Below are 21117 nucleotides of genomic sequence, written 5' to 3'. Positions count from 1 at the left end.
CACCCTCGCCTCAGTCGACGATGGAGGACCATCAGTCGACGACGGGGGCTCAGTCGACGACGGGGGCTCAGTCGACGACGGAGTCGGGCAGCTCCGGCCGGTTGGCCGCGAGCCGGTCGCCGATGTCCCGCAGGCCCACGAGGTCGTGCACATCGCCGGGCAGCGCGGCCACTTCGGCCACCGCGACCTCGGGGTGGAGCGCCGTGAAGCGGTCACGCGTGCGCTGCTCGCGGGAGAGCAGTTGCATACGTTCCGCGTGCAGCCTCAGCAGGCCCGCGGCGAGACGGTCGACACCCTGGTCCTCATCGTCCGGACCGGGGGAGTTGGCCCCGGACGCCTCGGACTCGGCGGGCTCGGATGCGGGAGATTCTGAACTGCCGTACGTGTCGGGAGAGTTACGAAGTCCAGCTTTCCCGCCGTCCTGATCCACAATGCGGGACTCCACAAGATTTTCCGCGGCGGCGAGCGCGCGCTCGGCCGACAACCGGTCGGCGCCGCTGCCATGGACCCGGTTGAGCACCAGACCGGCGAGCGGCATGTCCTCGGCCGCCAGCCGTTCCACGAAGTAGGCGGCCTCGCGCAGCGCGTCCCGCTCGGGGGCCGCCACCACCAGGAACGCCGTGCCCGGCGCCTGCAGCAGCTTGTACGTGGCGTCCGCGCGCGTGCGGAAGCCGCCGAACATCGAGTCCATGGCCGCCACGAACGTCTGGACGTCCTTCAGCAGCTGACCGCCGAGCACCTTGCCCAGCGCGCCGGTCATCATCGACATCCCGACGTTCAGGAACTTCATCCCCGCCCGGCCGCCGACCTTGGCCGGCGCGAGCAGGACGCGGATGAGCTTGCCGTCCAGGAAGGACCCGAGCCGCTTCGGGGCGTCCAGGAAGTCCAGCGCCGAACGGGAGGGCGGGGTGTCGACGACGATCAGGTCCCACTCGTCGCGTGCCCGCAACTGCCCCAGCTTCTCCATCGCCATGTACTCCTGCGTGCCGGCGAAGCCCGCGGAGAGCGACTGGTAGAAGGGGTTCGACAGGATCGCGGCCGCCCGCTCGCCGTCCGCGTGCGCCTCGACGATCTCGTCGAAGGTGCGCTTCATGTCCAGCATCATGGCGTGCAGTTCGCCCTCGCCCTCCACGCCCTTGACCCGGCGCGGGGTGTTGTCCAGGGAGTCGATGCCCATGGACTGGGCGAGCCGGCGGGCCGGGTCGATGGTCAGCACGACCACCTTCCGGCCGCGTTCGGCGGCCCTGAGCCCGAGCGCGGCGGCCGTCGTGGTCTTGCCCACCCCGCCCGAGCCGCAGCACACCACGATCCGCGTCCCCGGGTCGTCGAGCAACGGGTCGACGTCGAGGACGCGCGCGGCGGAGAGGCGGTGCTGGCGCGGGCTCTCCTGGGCGCCTGCCGGGTCCGGACTCATGACATCCCCTGCTTCCGCATCGTGCTCCCGCCGGTGCGCTCGCGCATCGTGCTCCGGCTCATGACAGGCCCTGCTCGCGCAGCTCGGCGGCCAGCTCGTACAGCCCCGCGAGGTCCATGCCCTCGGCGAGCAGCGGCAGTTCGTGCAGCGGCAGGCCCGTCTCGGCGAGCACCGAGCGCTGCTCGTGCTCCAGCGTGTACCGCTCGGCGTACTCCTCGGCCTGCCGCAGCAGCGGGTCCACCAGCTTCTCGGCGTTCCCGCCGCGGCGCGCGCCGCCCAGCCCCGCCGCCGACAGTGCCTTCGCGACAGTGGAACGCGGCACGCTCCGTACGAGTTCCAGGTCGGCCCCGTCCAACACCTCGGGCCGCACCATGTTGACGACGATCCGGCCCACCGGGAGCCGCGCGGCGCGCAGTTCGGCGATCCCGTCCACGGTCTCCTGGACGGGCATCTCCTCCAGCAGCGTCACCAGGTGCACGGCCGTCTCCGCCGACTTCAGCACCCGCATCACGGCCTGCGCCTGATTGTGTATCGGCCCTATCTTCGCCAGGCCCGCCACCTCGTCGTTGACGTTCAGGAAACGGGTGATGCGGCCCGTGGGCGGCGCGTCCATGACGATGTAGTCGTAGACGAACCGGCCGCTCTTGTCCCGCCGGCGCACGGCCTCGCAGGCCTTGCCGGTCAGGAGCACGTCCCTGAGGCCCGGCGCGATGGTGGTGGCGAAGTCGATGGCGCCGAGTTTCTTCAACGCTCTTCCGGCACCTCCGAGTTTGTAGAACATCTGGAGGTAGTCCAAAAGGGCCAGTTCTGGATCGATGGCGAGGGCATACACCTCCCCGCCCCCTGGAGCGACGGCGATCTTCCGCTCCTCGTAGGGCAGCGCTTCGGTCTCGAAGAGCTGCGCGATGCCCTGGCGCCCCTCGACCTCGACGAGAAGCGTCCGCTTCCCCTCGGTCGCGAGGGCCAGCGCGAGAGCGGCGGCGACCGTGGTCTTTCCGGTCCCGCCCTTGCCGCTGACGACCTGGAGCCTGCTCACGTATTCGAGCCTAACCAGTCGCCGTGCGGATCACGCGGCGGCCTGTGGACAACGCGACGGCGGACGGTGGCCGGGCAACGGCTAGAGTCGGCCACATGACCAAGTGGGAATACGCAACCGTCCCCCTGCTCGTCCACGCCACGAAGCAGATTCTGGACACCTGGGGCGAGGACGGCTGGGAGCTCGTCCAGGTCGTGCCCGGGCCGAACAACCCCGAGCAGCTGGTGGCCTACCTGAAGCGGGAGAAGCAGTGATGGGCGCCGTCGAGGCCCGGCTGGCCGAACTCGGTCTCAGGCTGCCGGAGGTCGTCCCGCCGCTCGCCGCCTACCAGCCGGCCGTCCAGTCGGGCGCGTACGTCTACACCTCCGGCCAGCTCCCGATGGTCGAGGGCAAGCTTCCGGTCACCGGCAAGGTCGGCGCCGAGGTCACGGCCGAGGAGGCCAAGGAGCTCGCCCGCACCTGCGCGCTGAACGCCCTGGCCGCCGTGAAGTCGGTCGCCGGTGACCTGGACCGCATCGCGCGCGTGGTGAAGGTCGTCGGCTTCGTCGCCTCGGCGGCGGACTTCACCGGCCAGCCCGGCGTGATCAACGGCGCCAGCGAGCTGCTCGGCGAGGTCCTCGGCGACAAGGGCGTGCACGCGCGCAGCGCGGTCGGCGTGGCGGTGCTCCCGCTGGACGCGCCCGTGGAGGTCGAGGTCCAGGTCGAGCTGGTCCCGTAGCCACCGCATTAAGCCCGTGACCACCGCTCTGATCCCGTGACCACCGCTTTGATCCCGTGACCACCGCTCTGGTCCAGTGACCACCGCTCTGACCTCGGGGACCTCTCGAACATTCGCGCACCACGGGATAGCCTCCGGCCATGGCGAATGGGCAGTGGTTTCCGCAGGACTGGCCGGACCGCATCCGCGCGCTCGCGGAGGGCACGCTCACCCCGGTGGTCCCCAAGCGGGCGGCCACCGTCATGCTCCTGAAGGACACCGGCAGCGGTCCGGTCGTGCACATGCTGCGCAGACGCGCCTCCATGGCTTTTGCCGGAGGCGCGTACGCCTATCCGGGCGGGGGCGTCGACCCGCGCGACGACGAGCACCACGTGCGCTGGGCGGGCCCCACGCGCGCGTGGTGGGCCGAGCGGCTCGGCGTCGACGAGCGGGCGGCCCAGGCCATCGTGTGCGCGGCCGTCCGGGAGACGTACGAGGAGGCGGGCGTCCTGCTCGCCGGGCCGACCGCCGACTCCGTGGTGGGCGACACCACGGGCGAGGACTGGGAGGCGGACCGCGCGGCCCTGGTCGCCCGTGACTTCTCCTTCGCCGAGTTCCTCGACCGCCGCGGCCTGGTGCTGCGCTCGGACCTGCTCGGCGCCTGGGCGCGCTGGATCACCCCGGAGTTCGAGGCCCGCCGCTACGACACCTTCTTCTTCGTCGCCGCCCTCCCGCACGGCCAGCGCACCCGCAACGCCTCCACGGAGGCCGACCGCACGGTGTGGATCCGGCCCCAGGACGCGGCCGAGGGCTACGACAAGGGCGAGCTGCTGATGATGCCGCCCACCATCGCCACCCTGCGCGCGCTCGCCCCGTACGGCACGGCCGCCGACGCGCTCGCCGCCGCCCCGGGGCAGGACATGACCGCCGTACTGGCACAGGCCCGTCTGGAGGACGGCCGGATCGTGCTGACCTGGCCCGGGCACGACGAGTTCACCAAGCGCATCCCGACCGACCTTCCGACCGGTGGAGCCTGAGCATGACCGACGCGAGCACCCTCCCCGGCCGGCCCAGGGGCGTGGTCGTCAGCGGCCCGGCCACGTCCCGGGCCGTCAACGTCCTGGCCCCCAACGCCTCGGTGATGACCCTCGACGGCACCAACACCTGGATCCTCGCCGAACCGGACTCCGACCTGGCGGTCGTCGTCGACCCCGGCCCGCTGGACGAGGGCCACCTGCGCACGGTCGTCGACACGGCCGAGGCGGCCGGCAAGCGCATCGCGCTCACCCTCCTCACCCATGGCCACCCCGACCACGCGGAGGGCGCCTCCCGCTTCGCCGAGCTGACCGCCACGCGCGTGCGTGCGCTGGACCCGGCGCTGCGGCTGGGCGACGAGGGCCTCGCGGCCGGCGACGTGGTCGCCGTCGGCGGACTGGAGCTCAGGGTCGTCCCCACCCCGGGCCACACCTCGGACTCCCTATGCTTCCACCTGCCGGCCGACCGGGCCGTCCTGACCGGCGACACCGTCCTGGGACGCGGTACGACGGTCGTGGCGCACCCCGACGGCCGCCTGGGCGACTACCTGGACTCGCTGCGCCGGCTGCGCTCCCTGACGGTCGACGACGGCGTCCACACCGTCCTGCCGGGCCACGGGCCCGTCCTGGAGGACGCCCAAGGGGCCGTGGAGTTCTACCTGGCCCACCGCGCCCACCGCCTCGCCCAGGTCGAGACGGCGGTCGAGAACGGCTACCGCGCCCCCACCCAGGTCGTCGCCCACGTCTACGCCGACGTGGACCGCTCCCTGTGGCCCGCCGCCGAGCTGTCGGTACGGGCACAGATGGACTACCTGGAAGAGCACGGCCTGATCTAGCCGACGGCCACACACAGCCGTTCCGGCGCTTACGAACGTGGGCGCACTGAAACACCCGTTCCGGCGTCGGCGGACGCGCGCGCAAAGACAGCCCGTCCGGCGTCGGCGGACGTGCGCGCAAAGACAGCCCGTCCGGCGTTTGAGGACGAGGCCGTTCAGGCCGAACGGGGGCCTGGGGGCGGAGCCCCCAGCACCTCGGCCCAGCCCGGACCAGCGTCAGCGAGACCGCTTCGCCAGCCGCTCCACGTCCAGCAGAATCACCGCACGCGCCTCCAGACGGAGCCACCCCCGCTGCGCGAAGTCGGCCAGCGCCTTGTTGACCGTCTCCCGGGACGCGCCGACCAGCTGGGCCAGCTCCTCCTGGGTGAGGTCGTGCACGACGTGGATGCCCTCCTCGGACTGCACGCCGAAGCGGCGCGAGAGGTCCAGCAGGGCGCGGGCGACCCGGCCGGGGACGTCCGAGAAGACCAGGTCGGACATCTGGTCGTTGGTCTTGCGCAGCCGCCGCGCGACGGCGCGCAGCAGGGCGCCGGCCACCTCCGGGCGGACGTTCAGCCAGGGCTGGAGGTCGCCGTGGCCGAGGCCCAGCAGCTTGACCTCGGTCAGCGCGGTGGCCGTGGCGGTGCGCGGGCCCGGGTCGAACAGCGACAGCTCGCCGATCAGTTCGCCGGGGCCGACGACGGCGAGCATGTTCTCGCGGCCGTCGGGGGAGGTGCGGTGCAGCTTGACCTTGCCCTCGGTGACCACGTAGAGCCGATCACCGGGGTCGCCCTCGTGGAAGAGCGAGTCGCCGCGCGCGAGGGTCACCTCACTCATGGAGGCGCGGAGCTCCGCGGCCTGCTCGTCGTCGAGCGCCGCGAAGAGCGGGTTCCGCCGCAGAACGTCGTCCACGAGTTATCTCCTTGTCGACCTGCTCAGGGGATCTTGCTCCCCCTTGGTACCAGGGGACCGTGTTCCCCATCTTGCCGGACGGTCCAAACAGTGTGATCTGTCACAAGGATGCCGCACTGGTGTCCCCAGGTAAGCGGCAGGGGTCCAATTGGGGGCCGATCCTCTGGGTCCGGGGCGGATGTCAGTGCCGGGCTCTAGGCTGGCCGGGTGTCCAAATCGCCGGTGAGAGCACAGGCCAAGGGGGCTGCGCGGGTGGCTGCACGTCGTGATTCCGCTGTGGGCGAACAGAACCCCGGCGGCGGAAGGAAACCGGCAAAAGAGACAGGGAATGTGGCGGGCGGGAAGGCTGTGGCGAAGAAGGTGACCGCGAGGAAGACGGCTGCGAAAAAGCCGACGGGGAACCAGACGGCCGTGAAGAAGACCGCCGCCGCCAAGCCGACCGCCGCCGAGAAGACCGCAAAGACCGCGGACAGGACCGCCGCCGAGAAGCCCGCCGCCGAGAAGCCCGCCGCCGTGAAGAAAGCACCCGTCAGGAAAGCCCCACCCGTCAAAAAGCCCACCGTCGCCCCGAAGAAGGCCGCCGCGGCCGTCAAGGGCGCCCCCGCCGCCAAGCCCGTCGCGGCGCCGCCCAAGGGCGAGTCCCCGACCGCGCTCGTGCGCCGCGCCCGCCGCATCAACCGCGAACTCGCCGAGGTCTACCCGTACGCCCACCCGGAGTTGGACTTCGAGAACCCCTTCCAGCTCGTCGTCGCCACGGTCCTGTCCGCCCAGACGACCGACCTGAGGGTCAATCAGACGACCCCGGCGCTCTTCGCCAAGTACCCCACCCCCGAGGATTTGGCCGCCGCCAACCCTGAGGAGGTCGAGGAGATCCTGCGCCCCACCGGGTTCTTCCGGGCCAAGACCAAGTCGGTGATAGGGCTGTCGAAGGCGCTGGTGGAGCAGTTCGGCGGTGAGGTCCCCGGCAAGTTGGAGGACCTCGTCAAACTGCCCGGCGTCGGCCGCAAGACCGCCTTCGTCGTGCTCGGCAACGCCTTCGGCCGCCCCGGCATCACCGTGGACACGCACTTCCAGCGGCTGGTGCGGCGCTGGCAGTGGACCGCGGAGACCGACCCGGACAAGATCGAGGCCGCCGTGGGGGCGCTCTTCCCGAAGAGCGACTGGACGGACCTCTCGCACCACGTCATCTGGCACGGCCGCCGCATCTGCCACGCTCGCAAGCCCGCCTGCGGCGCCTGCCCCATCGCCCCGCTCTGCCCGGCCTACGGCGAGGGGGAGACCGACCCCGAGAAGGCGAAGAAGCTCCTGAAGTACGAGAAGGGCGGCTTCCCGGGCCAGCGTCTCAACCCGCCGCAGGCCTACCTGGACGCCGGCGGCAGGGCGGCTCCGCCGCTGGGCGCCGCATGACGGACCGGACACACCGGCGCGAGGAACGATCAAGGGCCTGCCGGGCGTTGGAACGGGCAGGACGACGGGGGTGGCGATGACACGAGCGAGCGACACGCAGGGCGGGCCGGTGACACTCAGCAAGGAGGGCCTGCCCGACTGGCTCGGCCCGGTGGTGCGGGCGGTGGAGACGGTGCAGCCGCTGCAGCTGAGCCGCTTCCTGCCGCCCGAGGACGGGGCGGGCCGGCAGTCGGCAGTGCTCGTGCTGTTCGGTGAGGGCGAGCGCGGTCCGGAGCTGCTGCTCATGGAGCGGGCGGGGTCCCTCAGGTCGCACGCGGGACAGCCCTCCTTCCCCGGCGGCGCCCTCGACCCCGAGGACGGCGACCCGCACGCCGACGGGCCCCTGCGGGCCGCTCTGCGCGAGGCCGAGGAGGAGACCGGGCTCGACCCGTCCGGCGTGCAGCTCTTCGGCGTGCTGCCGAAGCTGTACATCCCGGTCAGCGGTTTCGTGGTGACCCCGGTGATGGGGTGGTGGCGCGAGCCGAGCCCGGTCGCCGCGGTCGATCCGAACGAGACGGCGAGGGTCTTCACCGTCCCCGTGGCGGATCTCACGGACCCGGACAACCGTGCCACCACGGTGCACCCCAGCGGGCACCGAGGTCCGGCATTCCTGGTCGAATCGGCCCTCGTATGGGGCTTCACGGCCGGGATCATCGACCGTCTGCTGCACTACTCCGGCTGGGAGCGCCCCTGGGACCGGGAGAAGCAGGTCCCGCTCGACTGGCGGTCATGACAGGGTGTCCACCGTGAATGTGCTGGACATCCTGTTGCTGGTCGCCGCCGTGTGGTTCGCGATCGTCGGCTATCGCCAGGGCTTCGTCGTCGGCATCCTGTCGGTGATCGGCTTCCTGGGCGGCGGTCTCGTCGCGGTCTACACACTGCCCGTCATCTGGGACGCGATGACCGACAACGCCGAGGTGAGCACCACCGCCGCCGTGGTCGCGGTCGTCGTCGTGATCGTCTGCGCCTCGGTCGGCCAGGCACTCACCACCCACCTCGGCAACAAGCTGCGCCGGTACATCACCTGGTCCCCGGCCCGCGCCCTGGACGCCACCGGCGGCGCCCTCGTCAACGTCGTCGCGATGCTCCTGGTGGCCTGGCTGATCGGCTCCGCCCTGGCCGGCACGACCCTGCCGACGCTCGGCAAGGAGGTGCGCAGCTCCAAGGTGCTCCTCGGGGTCTCCCGGGCGCTGCCGACCCAGGCCGACACCTGGTTCGCCGACTTCTCCTCGGTCCTCGCGCAGAACGGCTTCCCGCAGGTCTTCAGCCCGTTCTCGAACGAGCCGATCACCGACGTCCGGCCCCCCGACCCGGCCCTGGCCAACAGCTCCGTGGCCACGCGCGCGAAGAAGTCCATCGTCAAGGTCATGGGCACCGCCACGAGCTGCGGCAAGGTCCTGGAGGGCTCCGGCTTCGTCTTCGGCGACCGCCGCGTCATGACCAACGCGCACGTGGTCGGCGGCGTCGACGAGCCCACCGTCCAGATAGGCGGCGAGGGCCGGAAGTACGACGCCACGGTCGTCCTCTACGACTGGCACCGCGACATCGCCGTACTGGACGTGCCCGGCCTCAAGGCGCCCGCCCTGAAGTTCTCGGCCGCCGACGCCAGGAGCGGCGACGGCGCGATCATCGCGGGCTTCCCCGAGAACGGCTCGTACGACGTCCGCGCCGCACGCGTGCGGGGACGCATCCCGGCCAACGGCCCGGACATCTACCACCGCGGCACCGTGCGCCGGGACGTGTACTCGCTGTACGCGACCGTCCGCCAGGGCAACTCCGGCGGACCGCTGCTCACCCCCCAGGGGGAGGTGTACGGCGTGGTGTTCGCCAAGTCCCTCGACGACGCCGACACCGGCTACGCGCTCACCGCGGACGAGATCCAGCCGGACATCACCCAGGGGCGCAGCGCGAACCAGCAGGTCGACAGCGACAGTTGCGCGCTGTAGACGTCGTACGGGAACCCGCTTGAAGGAAGGGGCGTCAGCCGCGCGGGTGACGCAGGCGTACCGAGACCCAGCGGGCCCGGCGGCGCAGGATGCGCGGAATGCCCACCCGGAGGTCCGTACCCTGCATCTGCGGGGTGCCTCCTCGCTGGTGGGTGCTCAGGCCGATGGCCGAGCGGCGATTGCGAACTGCGTCACTGTAGTCGTGCGTCCAGCCCATACCCGGACGTCTGCCCCCGCCCCAAGGTCGATAACCGCCCCCACGGCCCCCAATTGGCCTATGCGCCAGGCAATTGGCTGTTCGTAGGACAGGTGTTCAGGTCCGGATACCGGGCGCGAGGGAACGGTCACCGATCGGGCTCGGGATCCTTGAGCCAGTTGATCAGTTCGGTCGAGAAGGCGGCGGGATCCTCCTCGTGCGGGAAGTGCCCGAGCCCGTCGAACAGCCGCCAGCGGTAGGGCGCTTCGACGTACTCGCCGGAGCCGGCCGCGCTGCGCGTGCGCATCACCGGGTCGAGTGAGCCGTGCAGATGCAGGGTCGGCACCCGCAGCGGCCGCTTCATCCGGCGGTTGAACTGGATGCCGTCCGGCCGGGCCAGGGAGCGCACCATCCAGCGGTACGGCTCCACCGAGCAGTGGGCCGTGGACGGGATGCACATCGCGCGCCGGTAGGTGTCGAGGGTCTCCTCGTCCGGCTGGTGGGGGCCGGACCACTCCCGGAGCAGCTCGGCCACCTGTGCCCCGTCGTCGGCGGTGAGCTGCCGCTCGGGGAGCCAGGGGCGCTGGAACCCCCAGATGTAGGACCCGGCGCGCGTCTGCTTGACGTCGGTGAGCATCGCCGAGCGCCAGCGCCGGGGGTGCGGCATGGAGGTGACGGCGAGCCGCCGTACCAGCTTCGGGCGCATCACCGCGGCCGTCCACGCCAGGTATCCGCCCAGGTCGTGGCCGACCAGCGCGGCGTCCGGCTCCCCGAGGGAGCGGACGACGCCGGTGATGTCGAGGACGAGGTTCGTCGGGTCGTACCCGCGCGGGGTGCGGTCGCTGCCGCCGACGCCCCGCAGGTCCATGGCGACGGCCCGGAAGCCCGCGTCGGCCAGCGCGGTCAGCTGGTGCCGCCAGGTCCACCAGAACTGCGGGAAGCCGTGCAGCAGCAGCACCAGCGGGCCGTCTCCGGCCTCGGCGATGTGGAAGCGGGCGCCGTTGGCGGCGACGTCGCGATGCGTCACCTTCGTCCCGTCGGGGAGGGCGTCCGGCCGTACGACCGAGGTGGGTTGCGCCGATGGTGTGGCGGGATCCGTCATGAGGACGAGCGTGCCACAGCCTCGATGGCCGCGGGGGCGCGGTCCTCGATCGCCGCGGGCTCCGGCCGCGGGTGCGGCTTGGCCTTCTGCAGGACGCCCGCGGTCTCCTTCATGGACGCGGCGACCTTCTGCGGGCCCTGGCTCTTCTTCGCCTTCTTGGCGAAGACCACGCCGACGAGCGCGAGCACGGCCGCGACCAGCACGTTCGCCGCGAACGACAGCAGGAAGCAGACCGCGAGGTTCCAGTCGCTCCAGGTGCGGATACCGTACGCCAGCGCGAAGTTGAGCATCGGCAGCGAGAACACCAGCACCGCGCCGGCCCCGGTGAACGCGCCGCCGCTCGTCGCGCCGCGCTTGACGTCCTGCTTGAGCTGCGCCTTGGCCAGCGCGATCTCGTCGTGCACCAGCGCCGACATTTCGGTCGTCGCCGAGGCGAACAGCTGGCCGATGCTGCGTTCGGCGCCGACCGGGCTGCCGTCGGGTGCGCTCATCGCGATCTCCCTTTTCTGCCTACCGTCTGTGTCCACGGAACTTTTGTACCGTCCCGTCAGATCATGCCGGACGGCCGTCCTCATCGCCTGCCCCGCCCGGCACTTGGGCAACCGCGCGTCGCTCGGCGGCCTTCTCCTCCGCGATCCGGCGGTGCTCGGCGGCCTTGTTCTCGTAGATCGCCGCCATTCGCAGGTGGTACGCCGGGTCGTCCTCCTCGTAGACGTCCGGGATGCCGTCGGCGTCGTCGTCCCGCTCCTCGGCCTCGCACAGCCTGCGGTACTTGGCGTTGCGGACCTTCAGCAGCACGGTCGCCAGGGTCGCCGCGATGAGGGACCCGGTCAGCACGGCGGCCTTGACCTCGTCGGTCAGTACGGCGTCGCCGTCGAAGGCCAGCTCCCCGATGAGCAGCGACACGGTGAAGCCGATGCCGGCCAGCGTGGCCACCGCGGCCACGTCCGCCCACGCGAGGTCCTCGCTCAGCGAGGCCCTGGTGAAACGTGCCGTCAGCCAGGTGCCGCCGAAGATCCCGACCGCCTTGCCGACCACGAGCCCGAGCACCACGCCGAGCGTCTCCGGCTTGGTGAACACATCGCCCAGCGCCCCGCCCGAGACCACGACACCCGCGCTGAACAGCGCGAACAGGGGGACGGCGAGGCCCGCCGACAGGGGGCGCACCAGGTGTTCGACCTGCTCGCCGGGGGAGTGCGCCTCGCCCTCGCGGCGGTGGCAGCGCAGCATCAGGCCCATGGCGACGCCCGCGATGGTGGCGTGGATGCCGCTGTTGTACATCAGCCCCCAGATGACGAGCGCGAGGGGGACGTACACGTACCAGCCGCGCACGCCCTTCCGCAGGAGCAGCCAGAAGACAGCGAGACCCACGACGGCGCCGCCGAGCGCGGCGAAGTCGATGGAGCCGGTGAAGAAGACCGCGATGATCAGGATCGCGAAGAGGTCGTCGACGACGGCGAGGGTGAGCAGGAAGGCGCGCAGGGCGCTCGGCAGGGAGGTGCCGATGACGGCGAGCACGGCGAGCGCGAAGGCGATGTCCGTGGCGGTCGGCACCGCCCAGCCCCCGAGGGAGCCGTTGCCGGTGAGGTTGGTGAGGGTGTAGACGAGCGCGGGGACGGCCATGCCGCACAGGGCCGCGGCGACCGGCAGGGCGGCGGCCTTGGGGTCGCGCAGGTCACCGGCGACCAGCTCGCGCTTGAGCTCGATGCCGGCGACGAAGAAGAAGACCGCGAGGAGGCCGTCCGCGGCCCAGTGCGCGACCGAGAGATGCAGCCCGAGGGCCGCGGGGCCGAAGTGGAAGTGGCTGAGGCTCTCGTAACTGTCGTGCAGTGCGGGGATGTTCGCCCAGATCAGCGCCGTGACCGCGGCCGCGAGCAGCAGTACGCCACCGACGGTCTCGGTACGCAGCGCGTCCGCGACGTAGGTCCGCTCGGGCAGGGAGAGGCGTCCGAGGACCTTGCGCGGGGTGCTGCTGCGGGGGGCGGTCACGGGGAGACCTCCGGTCTGGGGGCAGGGCAGTGCTCTTCGCCGACCAGACTTCCCGGCACACCTGGAGGATCACGTTTGCTTTGCTTAGTTTACCTAATGGGGGCGTCCGGCGCGCTGTGGCCGGACACCCCCGGGCCGACGAAGGGCCTCAGTCCTCGCTCGCCGCCGCCGGCAGCTTGGACTGGATGAGGTCCATGACGGTGGAGTCCGTCAGCGTGGTGACGTCACCGAGCTGGCGGTTCTCGGCGACATCGCGCAGCAGACGGCGCATGATCTTTCCGGAGCGGGTCTTGGGCAGCTCGGCCACCGGCAGGATCCGCTTGGGCTTGGCGATCGGGCCGAGCGTCGCGCCGACGTGGTTGCGCAGCTCGGCGATCAGGTCCTCGGTCTCGGCGGCGGTGCCGCGCAGGATGACGAAGGCCACGATCGCCTGGCCGGTGGTCTCGTCCGTCGCGCCGACGACGGCCGCCTCGGCGACCGACGGGTGGGACACCAGCGCGGACTCCACCTCGGTGGTGGAGATGTTGTGCCCGGACACGAGCATCACGTCGTCGACCCGGCCCAGCAGCCAGATGTCGCCGTCGTCGTCCTTCTTCGCGCCGTCGCCGGCGAAGTACTTGCCCTCGAAGCGGGACCAGTAGGTGTCGATGAAGCGCTGGTCGTCGCCCCAGATGGTGCGCAGCATCGACGGCCACGGCTCGGTCAGCACCAGGTAACCGCCGCCGCCGTTCGGCACCTCGTTCGCCTCGTCGTCGACGACGGTGGCGCAGATGCCGGGCAGCGGGGTCTGCGCGGAGCCGGGCTTGGCGGCGGTGACACCCGGCAGCGGCGAGATCATCATCGCGCCGGTCTCGGTCTGCCACCAGGTGTCCACGACCGGCGTGCGGTCCGCGCCGATGTTCTTCCGGTACCAGATCCAGGCCTCGGGGTTGATCGGCTCACCGACGGACCCCAGGACCCGCAGGCTGGACAGGTCGAACTTGGCGGGGATGTCGTCGCCCCACTTCATGAACGTGCGGATCGCGGTCGGCGCCGTGTACAGGATCGTCACGCCGTACTTCTGCACGATCTCCCAGAAGCGCCCCTGGTGCGGGGTGTCCGGGGTGCCCTCGTACATGACCTGGGTGGCGCCGTTGGCGAGCGGCCCGTAGACGATGTAGGAGTGGCCGGTGACCCAGCCGACGTCGGCCGTGCACCAGTACACGTCCGTCTCCGGCTTGAGGTCGAAGACGGCGTGGTGGGTGTACGCCGTCTGGGTGAGGTAGCCGCCGGAGGTGTGCAGGATGCCCTTGGGCTTACCCGTCGTACCGGACGTGTACAGGATGAACAGCGGGTGCTCGGCGTCGAAGGGCTCCGGGGTGTGCTCGGCCGACTGGCGGTCGACGATCTCGTGCCACCACACGTCCCGGCCCTCGCTCCAGGCGACCTCCTGCCCGGTGCGGCGGACCACGAGCACGTGCTCGACGTTGCCGGCCTTGCCGACCGCCTCGTCCACGGCCGGCTTCAGCGCCGACGGCTTGCCGCGCCGGTAGCCGCCGTCGGAGGTGATGACCACGCGCGCGTCGGCGTCCTGGATGCGGGTGGCGAGGGCGTCGGCGGAGAAGCCGCCGAACACCACGGAGTGCGCGGCGCCGATCCTGGCGCACGCCAGCATCGCGACCGCCGTCTCGGGGATCATCGGCATGTAGATCGCGACCCGGTCGCCTGCCTGGACACCCAGCTCCAGCAGGGCGTTGGCGGCCTTGCTCACCTCGTCCTTGAGCTCGGCGTAGGTGATGGCGCGGCCGTCGCCGGGCTCCCCCTCGAAGTGGATCGCGACCCGGTCGCCGTTGCCGGCCTCGACATGGCGGTCGACGCAGTTGTAGGCGACGTTGAGCGCGCCGTCCTTGAACCACTTGGCGAACGGCGGGTTCGACCAGTCCAGCGTCTCGGTCGGCTCCTTGGCCCAGGCCAGCCGGCGGGCCTGCTCGGCCCAGAAGCCGAGCCTGTCAGCCTTGGCCTGTTCGTACGCCTCCGCCGTGACGTTGGCGTTGGCTGCCAGGTCGGCGGGGGGCTCGAACCTGCGCTCTTCCTTGAGCAGGTTGGCCAGGCTCTCGTTGCTCACGGCATCTGCCTTTCCCAGGGTGTCCGTTGTGTCCCAGGCCACAGCTCATCAGACCCGAGGGGCCGATGACAAGGGTCGCCCGAAAATTGGTTTAGACCTGTCATGGGGGCTGGTCGGGTCGGCTCGGTCGCTGTGGCCTGGGGTCATTCGTACCCACGGAGGCCGGCCGGGCGGGGTTCAGCGGTGTAACGCCCTTCACACCGGCCCGGTCGTCGCCGTCGCGGCGGTCACGAGGTCACATCGGCCACCCCCACATGGCCGAACACCCGCTCCTCGCGCGCCCCCGTCAGCAGATACGCCTGGGCCTCGCCCACGTGGAAGTACATGCCGTGCAGCTCCAGCCGCCCCTCCCGCAGCGCTCGTGCCACCGAATCGTGCGCGCGCAGGTGCTCCAGCTGCTGCACCACGTTGGTCAGGCACAGCTGCTCCACCGCGTCGGCGGGCGCGCGGCCCGCCAGCCGGGCCCAGGGCCGCTCGGAGTCGGCCATGCGCTCCAGGCTGGGCAGTCCGTTGCGCAGCCATCGCTCGAGCGGTGTCCGGCCGCGCCCGGGCTCGGCGTCGAGCAGCGCCTGCATCGCCCCGCACCCGGAGTGCCCGCACACGGTGACGGACCGCACCTTCAGCACGTCCACCGCGTACTCGATGGCCGCCGCGACCGAGTCGTCGCCGCCCTCCTCGCCCGGCGGGGGCACGAGGTTGCCGACGTTGCGCACCACGAACAGGTCACCCGGACCGCTGGCGGTGATCATCGACGTGACCAGCCGGGAGTCAGCGCAGGTGAGGAAGAGCTGGGAGGGGCGCTGTCCTTCCCGGGCGAGCCTCGCCAGCTCACCCCGCACCAGCGGCGCGGTCTTGTGCTGGAACGCCGTGATGCCGCGCGCCAGTTGGTGCCGGCTGTGGCCGGTCGCCGGGGCCGGGTGGGCGGTGGCCGGTGCGGGGCGGGGGTGCTCGCAGTGGTGGTTGCGCCAGGGTGTCCAGGGGTGGCAGCGGCAGTCGACGGAGGCGGCGGCTTCGCCGGTGCCGGGGGTGGTCCCGGGCTCGGCGACACGGTCGTCCCCGGGGTCCGGTCCGCCGGTGCTCAGACCGGTCCTGCGGCCGGTCAGTTCCACCGTGCCGCCCTGGGCCGTGTGGGTGTTCCGCCAGTCCTGCAGGGACTCGTACGCCGCGTGGTCCATGAACGACCCGTCCAGCTCGACGACGGCGTGGGCGTCTCGGGGCACCAGATGCAGGGCCCGGCTGAGGCGGGGCACCGCGAGGAAGGTCAACTGGCCGCGGACGCGGACGTGGTGGACTCCGTCCCGCTCGTCGTGGGTGATGCGGGTGCGGGCGAGGCGGTGCATGGAGACGGCGACGGCCACCGCGACACCGAGCAGCACGCCCTCGAGGACGCCGAACACCACCACGCCGAGGGTGGTGACGGCGTACACCAGCACCTCGCGGTGGCGGGTCACCGTGCGGATGTGGTGCAGGGAGACCATCTGGATGCCGACGGCCATCACCAGGGCGGCGAGCGAGGCGAGCGGGATGAGCTGCAGGAGCGGGACCAGCAGCAGCGCGGCGATCACTACGAGAACGCCGTGCAGCATGGTGGAGTTCCGGCTCACGGCGCCCGCGTTCACGTTCGCCGAACTGCGCACCGCGACACCGGCGACCGGCAGTCCGCCGAGCGCGCCGGAGACGATGTTGGCGGCGCCCTGACCGAGGAGCTCGCGGTCCAGGTCGGAACGTCCGGCCCGGACCGGCGGCCCCGGCCGGGCGGCGGCCAGTTTGTCGACGGCGACGGCGCCGAGCAGCGACTGCACGCTGCAGACCAGGGTGGTGGTGAGCACGGCGGTCGCCAGGCCGAGCGCCGGGCCCTGGGGAAGCCCGGCCAGGGCGTGGCTGCTCCAGGACGGCAGATCCACCCGGGGCAGACGCAGGCCGGCGAGGGAGGCGGCCGTGGTGGCGCCGGTGACGGCGATCAGCGCGGCCGGGATACGGCGCAGCAGCTGTCCCGCCCGGCCTGGGATCCGGGGCCAGAGCAGGAGGAGGGCGAGGGTGAGCAGGCTGACGATCACCGCGGCCGGCTGCACGTGCCCCAGCTGGGCGGGCAGGGCGCGGAGGTTGGCGAGGACGGAGCTCTGCGGGGTGCCGCCGAGGACGATGTGCAGCTGGGCGACGGCGATGGTGACGCCGATGCCGGCGAGCATGCCGTGCACGATGGCCGGGCTGACGGCGAGGGCGCCGCGAGCCACGCGCAGGCAGCCCAGGCCCAGTTGGGCGACGCCCGCCAGGACCGTGATGGCACAGGTCGTGCGCCAGCCGTAGCGGTGGATGAGGTCGGCGGTGACCACCGTCAGTCCGGCGGCGGGGCCGCTGACCTGGAGCGGGGAGCCGCCGAGCCGGCCGGCGACGAGTCCGCCGACCGCGGCGGCGACCAGACCGGCCTGGAGCGGTGCGCCGGTGGCGAGGGCGATGCCGAGGGACAGGGGGAGCGCGATCAGGAAGACCGCGACGGACGCGGACACATCGGCACCGTCGACACGGAAGCGGCGGTGCGGGGGCGGTGGGCTGTGGGACTGGGTGGCGCGCTCGGGCCGAGTGGGGTCGGTGGCGCGGGTGGGTGCGCAGGCTGACATGTTTCCCGTCTCCTCCGGGGCAGCGGTCGCGGAACAGGTGGTCCCCGTCGGTGACGGGGCTCGGGTCGCGGCCGTGGGTCACGGCGTGCAGCGGCGGGATGATTCAACGCTCGGTAAACGAATCGTAATTCAGAGTAAAGGTCGGGCATAGACTTTTCTGGCAAATGGAGCATTCAATCACTTGAATGGGTGAAGCGGTTATTTCATCGGCTTGTCGTACTAATTCCTTCTCGGCTCCGTGCGACCTTGGCGGCGCTGTCGGGCCTGCCCGGCACACCACCAGAGAACGCCTTCGTCGGCGTTGGCCTGAGAGAAGGAAGAAGGTGGGCGGAAGATGGCCGCCACCCAGAGGATCGCCGCGGGCGCCGTGATCGCCGCGGCGTGTGCCGCCTCACTCGCCGGTTGCGCGATCGGCTCCCACGGTTCCGAGTCGGGGGCCGCCGGCCCGCAGAAGGCCAAGCCACGCCAGGCTCCCAAACAGGCCTTCCGCCTGATCGGTGACGGGTCCACCGCCTACACCGGGGCCCAGCCCCATCTGCCGAGACCGGAGCGCCTCAAGCCGGGCCAGAAGCCGCCGCAGTTCGTCGTCTTCTCCTGGGACGGCGCGGGCGAGGACAGCCAGAGGCTGTTCTCCCACTTCCGCAAGGTGGCCAAGGCCAACAACGCGACGATGACGTACTTCCTCAGCGGCGTGTACATGCTGCCGGAGGAGAAGCGGGACCTCTACCGGCCGCCGCAGCACTCACCGGGCCGCTCCGACATCGGCTTCAACGACGAGAAGGGCATCGCCGACACCGTGAAGCAGCTGCGCCTGGCGTGGCTGGAGGGCAACGAGATCGGCACGCACTTCAACGGGCACTTCTGCGGGCCCAACGGCGGCGTCGGCCAGTGGTCGGTCGACGAGTGGAAGGACGAGATCGCCCAGGCCAAGCAGTTCGTGAAGTCCTGGAAGACCAACGCCGGGATGAAGAAGGCGGCTCCGCTGCCCTTCGACTACGACAAGGAGCTCATCGGAGCGCGCACGCCCTGCCTCGAAGGCCAGCAGAACTTCATGAAGGCCGCGAGCGACCTGGGGTTCCGCTACGACACCAGCGGGGTCGACAACCAGGTCTGGCCGAACAAGCGCTACGGCCTGTGGGACCTGTCCATGCAGCTCGTGCCGTTCCCCGGTCACCGGTACGAGCAGCTCACCATGGACTACAACTTCATGGTCAACCAGTCCGGCACCCGCACCCAGGGCGACCCCGCCAAGTTCGACTTCTGGGGCGACCAGATGCGCGACGGCCTGCTCGCCGGATTCCAGCGCGCCTACGACGGCAACCGCGCGCCCCTGATCATCGGCAACCACTTCGAGTCCTGGAACGGCGGCACCTACATGCGGGCCGTCGAGGAGGTCGTCGAGCAGGTGTGCAACAAGCCCGACGTGCGCTGTGTGTCCTTCCACCAGCTGGCCGACTGGCTGGACGCCCAGGACCCGGCCGTCCTGGCGAAGCTGCGCACCCTGGACGTCGGCCAGGCCCCGAGGCAGGGCTGGGCGTCCTTCCTGTCGGGCCGCCCGGCCCCGGCGCCCAAGGGCGTCCCGGGCGCGCCGGGCGCCAAGCGGTAGCCCTCGTCACACGGGGGCCCCGACACCCTCCCCCAGCACGAAGGCGGGGTCGACCTGCGCCGCCAGATCGGCCCCCGTGCGGGCGTTGCCCCACGCGTCGGCGTTCTTCAGATGGAAGTGCACCATCTGGCGCGTGTAGCGCTCCGCGTCCCGCAGCTCGTACGTCGCGTCCGCGGCGACCTGAAGGACGCGCAGCGCTCGGCGGTTGGCGTCCTCCAGGAGCTCGAACCGGGGCGGACGGCCCTTCTCCATGGCCCGCACCCAGTCGGAGTGGGCGAAGGTCCCCAGCAGGTCGTCCCCCACCTCCGCGCGCAGGAAGTCCAGGTCGTCCTGGCCCTGCACCTTGTTGCCGACGACCTTCAGGACGACGCCGTAGTCACGGGCGTACTCCTTGTACTGGCGATAGACGGAGACCCCCTTCCGGGTCGGCTCGGCGACGAGGAACGTGATGTCGAAGCGGGTGAACATCCCGGAGGCGAAGGAGTCCGAGCCCGCCGTCATGTCCACCACGACGTACTCGCCGCGCCCGTCCACCAGGTGGTTCAGGCACAGCTCCACCGCCCCGGTCTTGGAGTGGTAGCAGGCGACCCCCAGGTCGGCCTCCGTGAAGGGGCCGGTGACCATCAGTCGGACGGCGCCGCCGTCGAGTTCCACCGGCCGGGCGCAGGCGTCGTAGACCGGGTTGTCCTCGCACACCCGCAGCAGGCGTGAGCCCTCGCCGGGCGGGGTGGTCTTGATCATCGTCTCGGCGGAGGCGATCCGCGGGTTGGAGCCGCGCAGGTAGTCCTTGATCAGCGGGAGCCGGTCGCCCATCGCGGGCAGTGCGGCGGCCTCCGCCTCGTCGAGGCCGAGTGCGGCGCCGAGGTGCTGGTTGATGTCGGCGTCGACCGCGAGGACAGGCGTGCCGGCGGCCGCGAGGTGGCGGATGAACAGGGAGGACAGCGTCGTCTTGCCGCTGCCGCCCTTCCCGACGAAAGCAATTTTCATGTTCACGAAGAGTAGTCGGCCGATAGCTGTACGTGGCATGCGCGCGTGAAGAAGACCACTCGTTCGTGGGGTTCGCCCTCGGGGTGGCTAGTGTCGTACTCATGAGTACGACAGGCGCTACCGCCGATCCGCTCGCCGCCCTGGGTTCGCTGCCCGGTGTGGCCGAGTCAGTGGAGTCCGTGCGCAAGGCCGTGGACCGGGTCTACGGGCACCGGGTCATGCGGCGCCGCAGCAACGAGATCACCTCCGAGGCGGCCCTGCGCGGCGCCCGCGGCTCGGCTGCGTTGTCCGGCGCGGACTGGGCGCTGGAGGAGGTGCGACGCCGGACCGACTTCAGCGGTGACGACGACGCGCGCGTGATGGGCGCGGCGCTCAGGCTCACCGCCGAGGCCGGGCAGCTGCTGTCCATCTGGCGGCAGTCACCCCTTCGGGTGCTGGCCCGGCTGCACCTGGTGGCCGCGGCGACCAACGGCGACGAGGTCGGGCGGCCCCGACTGGCGGGCGAGCCCGTCGACGAGCCGCTGATCGAGCTGCCGCTGCCGGGCGCCGACGAGGTGCACGGCCGGCTGGAGGGTCTCGCCGAGCTGGTCATCGCGGGCAGTTCCGCGCCCGCCCTGGTGACGGCCGCCGTCGTGCACGGCGAGCTCCTCGCGCTGCGCCCCTTCGCCTCGCACAACGGCCTCGTCGCGCGCACGGCCGAGCGCATCGTCCTGGTGGGCAGCGGTCTGGACCCGAAGTCCGTCTGCCCCGCCGAGGTCGGCCACGCGGAACTGGGCCGTGCGGCCTATCTGGCGGCGCTGGACGGCTACGTCTCCGGCACCCCGGACGGCATGGCCGCCTGGATCGCCCACTGCGGCAAGGCGGTCGGACTGGGGGCCCGGGAGTCGACGGCCGTGTGCGAGGCGCTGCAGCGCGGCGCGGCGTAGAAAAGGCGCCGGTACCGCGCCGGGACTTCCGGAAAAGGGTTGCGGCGGTACGAGTAATTCGTACCGCCGCTGGCATGTCCACCGGGTTACCAAGCGTCCTCGATATGTTGCCCATCAGGTCGGGAACTTTGCCCGTCCCTGGTGCGGCTGGCCCGTAATCGACGGGTCGACGTCGCGTGGGTGCCCGGTGTTCATGCTCGGTCCGTGGGGCCAAATGCGTTATTAAGGTGATCCTCGCGGATGTCCTTGGTCTCGCGGGCCGTTAACCCCTTTGTACTCCACGACCGGA

Annotated in this window: 19 protein-coding genes; 9 read left to right on the top strand and 10 right to left on the bottom strand. The window is 71.3% G+C overall.

Annotation, left to right across the window (positions count from 1 at the left end; translation table 11 throughout):
* Positions 1–67 precede the first annotated feature (67 nt).
* On the bottom strand, positions 68–1414 hold the full coding sequence (bagB, locus tag M8J74_RS34700) for an ATPase BagB (protein WP_249840242.1): 1347 nt from the start codon (positions 1412–1414) through the stop codon (positions 68–70).
* Positions 1415–1472: 58 nt separating this feature from the next.
* Positions 1473–2450 (bottom strand): ATPase BagA, encoded by a 978-nt coding sequence (gene bagA / locus M8J74_RS34695; protein WP_249840241.1) that lies wholly within the window; start codon positions 2448–2450, stop codon positions 1473–1475.
* Between the two features lie 95 nt (positions 2451–2545).
* Here bagA and sp36 point away from each other — a divergent pair, with 95 nt between their 5' ends.
* From sp36 to M8J74_RS34675, 4 genes are all read left to right on the top strand, one after another.
* Positions 2546–2704: a Sp36 family protein gene (gene sp36, locus M8J74_RS34690; RefSeq protein ID WP_003991873.1), complete on the top strand. Its 159-nt coding sequence runs from the start codon at positions 2546–2548 to the stop codon at positions 2702–2704.
* Positions 2704–3168: a RidA family protein gene (locus M8J74_RS34685; protein WP_249840240.1), complete on the top strand. Its 465-nt coding sequence runs from the start codon at positions 2704–2706 to the stop codon at positions 3166–3168. The genes sp36 and M8J74_RS34685 overlap by 1 nt, the downstream gene beginning before the upstream one ends.
* Before the next feature lie 140 nt (positions 3169–3308).
* Complete coding sequence (locus M8J74_RS34680) at positions 3309–4184, top strand: NUDIX hydrolase (protein WP_249840239.1); 876 nt, start codon at positions 3309–3311, stop codon at positions 4182–4184.
* A 2-nt stretch (positions 4185–4186) separates the two neighbouring features.
* On the top strand, positions 4187–5017 hold the full coding sequence (locus M8J74_RS34675) for an MBL fold metallo-hydrolase (protein ID WP_249840238.1): 831 nt from the start codon (positions 4187–4189) through the stop codon (positions 5015–5017).
* 216 nt (positions 5018–5233) lie between these two features.
* Here the strand turns inward: M8J74_RS34675 and M8J74_RS34670 are convergent, their stop codons facing one another.
* Positions 5234–5908, bottom strand: a complete 675-nt coding sequence (locus M8J74_RS34670; RefSeq protein ID WP_058924095.1) for a Crp/Fnr family transcriptional regulator — start codon at positions 5906–5908, stop codon at positions 5234–5236.
* A gap of 411 nt (positions 5909–6319) precedes the next feature.
* Between M8J74_RS34670 and nth the strand changes: the two genes are divergently transcribed.
* The 3 genes from nth to M8J74_RS34655 all read left to right on the top strand — a co-directional run bounded on the left by nth (position 6320) and on the right by M8J74_RS34655 (position 9300).
* Positions 6320–7315, top strand: a complete 996-nt coding sequence (gene nth / locus M8J74_RS34665; protein ID WP_249840237.1) for an endonuclease III — start codon at positions 6320–6322, stop codon at positions 7313–7315.
* A 76-nt stretch (positions 7316–7391) separates the two neighbouring features.
* Positions 7392–8087: an NUDIX hydrolase gene (locus M8J74_RS34660; RefSeq protein ID WP_058928268.1), complete on the top strand. Its 696-nt coding sequence runs from the start codon at positions 7392–7394 to the stop codon at positions 8085–8087.
* 13 nt (positions 8088–8100) lie between these two features.
* Positions 8101–9300, top strand: a complete 1200-nt coding sequence (locus M8J74_RS34655) for a MarP family serine protease (RefSeq protein WP_249840244.1) — start codon at positions 8101–8103, stop codon at positions 9298–9300.
* Between the two features lie 34 nt (positions 9301–9334).
* Here M8J74_RS34655 and M8J74_RS34650 read toward each other — a convergent pair whose 3' ends face one another.
* The 6 genes from M8J74_RS34650 to M8J74_RS34625 all read right to left on the bottom strand — a co-directional run bounded on the left by M8J74_RS34650 (position 9335) and on the right by M8J74_RS34625 (position 17309).
* A complete protein-coding gene (locus M8J74_RS34650) occupies positions 9335–9517 on the bottom strand; it encodes a hypothetical protein (RefSeq protein WP_249840236.1) in 183 nt (60 codons plus the stop codon).
* A gap of 127 nt (positions 9518–9644) precedes the next feature.
* On the bottom strand, positions 9645–10598 hold the full coding sequence (locus M8J74_RS34645; protein WP_249840235.1) for an alpha/beta fold hydrolase: 954 nt from the start codon (positions 10596–10598) through the stop codon (positions 9645–9647).
* Positions 10595–11089, bottom strand: coding sequence for a phage holin family protein (locus M8J74_RS34640; protein WP_249840234.1), 495 nt, complete (start codon positions 11087–11089; stop codon positions 10595–10597). The genes M8J74_RS34645 and M8J74_RS34640 overlap by 4 nt, the downstream gene beginning before the upstream one ends.
* Before the next feature lie 61 nt (positions 11090–11150).
* Complete coding sequence (nhaA, locus tag M8J74_RS34635; protein ID WP_249840233.1) at positions 11151–12587, bottom strand: Na+/H+ antiporter NhaA; 1437 nt, start codon at positions 12585–12587, stop codon at positions 11151–11153.
* Between the two features lie 148 nt (positions 12588–12735).
* Positions 12736–14691 carry an acetate--CoA ligase gene (acs, locus tag M8J74_RS34630; RefSeq protein WP_249840232.1) on the bottom strand — a complete coding sequence of 652 codons (1956 nt, stop codon included), beginning with the start codon at positions 14689–14691 and terminating at the stop codon, positions 12736–12738.
* Between the two features lie 227 nt (positions 14692–14918).
* Positions 14919–17309, bottom strand: coding sequence for a bifunctional SulP family inorganic anion transporter/carbonic anhydrase (locus tag M8J74_RS34625; RefSeq protein ID WP_249840231.1), 2391 nt, complete (start codon positions 17307–17309; stop codon positions 14919–14921).
* A 334-nt stretch (positions 17310–17643) separates the two neighbouring features.
* Here M8J74_RS34625 and M8J74_RS34620 point away from each other — a divergent pair, with 334 nt between their 5' ends.
* Complete coding sequence (locus M8J74_RS34620; RefSeq protein ID WP_249840230.1) at positions 17644–18915, top strand: polysaccharide deacetylase family protein; 1272 nt, start codon at positions 17644–17646, stop codon at positions 18913–18915.
* A 6-nt stretch (positions 18916–18921) separates the two neighbouring features.
* On the opposite strand, the gene M8J74_RS34615 is transcribed toward M8J74_RS34620, so the two are convergent.
* On the bottom strand, positions 18922–19902 hold the full coding sequence (locus M8J74_RS34615; protein ID WP_249840229.1) for an ATP-binding protein: 981 nt from the start codon (positions 19900–19902) through the stop codon (positions 18922–18924).
* A 101-nt stretch (positions 19903–20003) separates the two neighbouring features.
* On the opposite strand from M8J74_RS34615, the gene M8J74_RS34610 reads away from it, so the two are divergent.
* Positions 20004–20828, top strand: coding sequence for a Fic family protein (locus tag M8J74_RS34610; RefSeq protein WP_249840228.1), 825 nt, complete (start codon positions 20004–20006; stop codon positions 20826–20828).
* The last annotated feature ends 289 nt before the right edge of the window (positions 20829–21117 follow it).

The organism is Streptomyces panaciradicis (assembly GCF_023516615.1).
GTDB lineage: Bacteria > Actinomycetota > Actinomycetes > Streptomycetales > Streptomycetaceae > Streptomyces > Streptomyces panaciradicis.
The sequence above is the reverse complement of the archived record's forward strand: the minus strand, read 5'-3'. Positions and strand labels throughout refer to the sequence as shown.

Coding starts and splice junctions, on each gene's coding strand:
- bagB (WP_249840242.1), bottom strand. CDS start 1,414: ATGAGTCCGGACCCGGCAGGCGCCCAGGAGAGCCCGCGCCAGCACCGC.
- sp36 (WP_003991873.1), top strand. CDS start 2,546: ATGACCAAGTGGGAATACGCAACCGTCCCCCTGCTCGTCCACGCCACG.
- M8J74_RS34685 (WP_249840240.1), top strand. CDS start 2,704: ATGGGCGCCGTCGAGGCCCGGCTGGCCGAACTCGGTCTCAGGCTGCCG.
- M8J74_RS34680 (WP_249840239.1), top strand. CDS start 3,309: ATGGCGAATGGGCAGTGGTTTCCGCAGGACTGGCCGGACCGCATCCGC.
- M8J74_RS34675 (WP_249840238.1), top strand. CDS start 4,187: ATGACCGACGCGAGCACCCTCCCCGGCCGGCCCAGGGGCGTGGTCGTC.
- M8J74_RS34660 (WP_058928268.1), top strand. CDS start 7,392: ATGACACGAGCGAGCGACACGCAGGGCGGGCCGGTGACACTCAGCAAG.
- M8J74_RS34650 (WP_249840236.1), bottom strand. CDS start 9,517: ATGGGCTGGACGCACGACTACAGTGACGCAGTTCGCAATCGCCGCTCG.
- M8J74_RS34645 (WP_249840235.1), bottom strand. CDS start 10,598: ATGACGGATCCCGCCACACCATCGGCGCAACCCACCTCGGTCGTACGG.
- M8J74_RS34640 (WP_249840234.1), bottom strand. CDS start 11,089: ATGAGCGCACCCGACGGCAGCCCGGTCGGCGCCGAACGCAGCATCGGC.
- M8J74_RS34625 (WP_249840231.1), bottom strand. CDS start 17,309: ATGTCAGCCTGCGCACCCACCCGCGCCACCGACCCCACTCGGCCCGAG.
- M8J74_RS34620 (WP_249840230.1), top strand. CDS start 17,644: ATGGCCGCCACCCAGAGGATCGCCGCGGGCGCCGTGATCGCCGCGGCG.
- M8J74_RS34615 (WP_249840229.1), bottom strand. CDS start 19,902: ATGAAAATTGCTTTCGTCGGGAAGGGCGGCAGCGGCAAGACGACGCTG.
- M8J74_RS34610 (WP_249840228.1), top strand. CDS start 20,004: ATGAGTACGACAGGCGCTACCGCCGATCCGCTCGCCGCCCTGGGTTCG.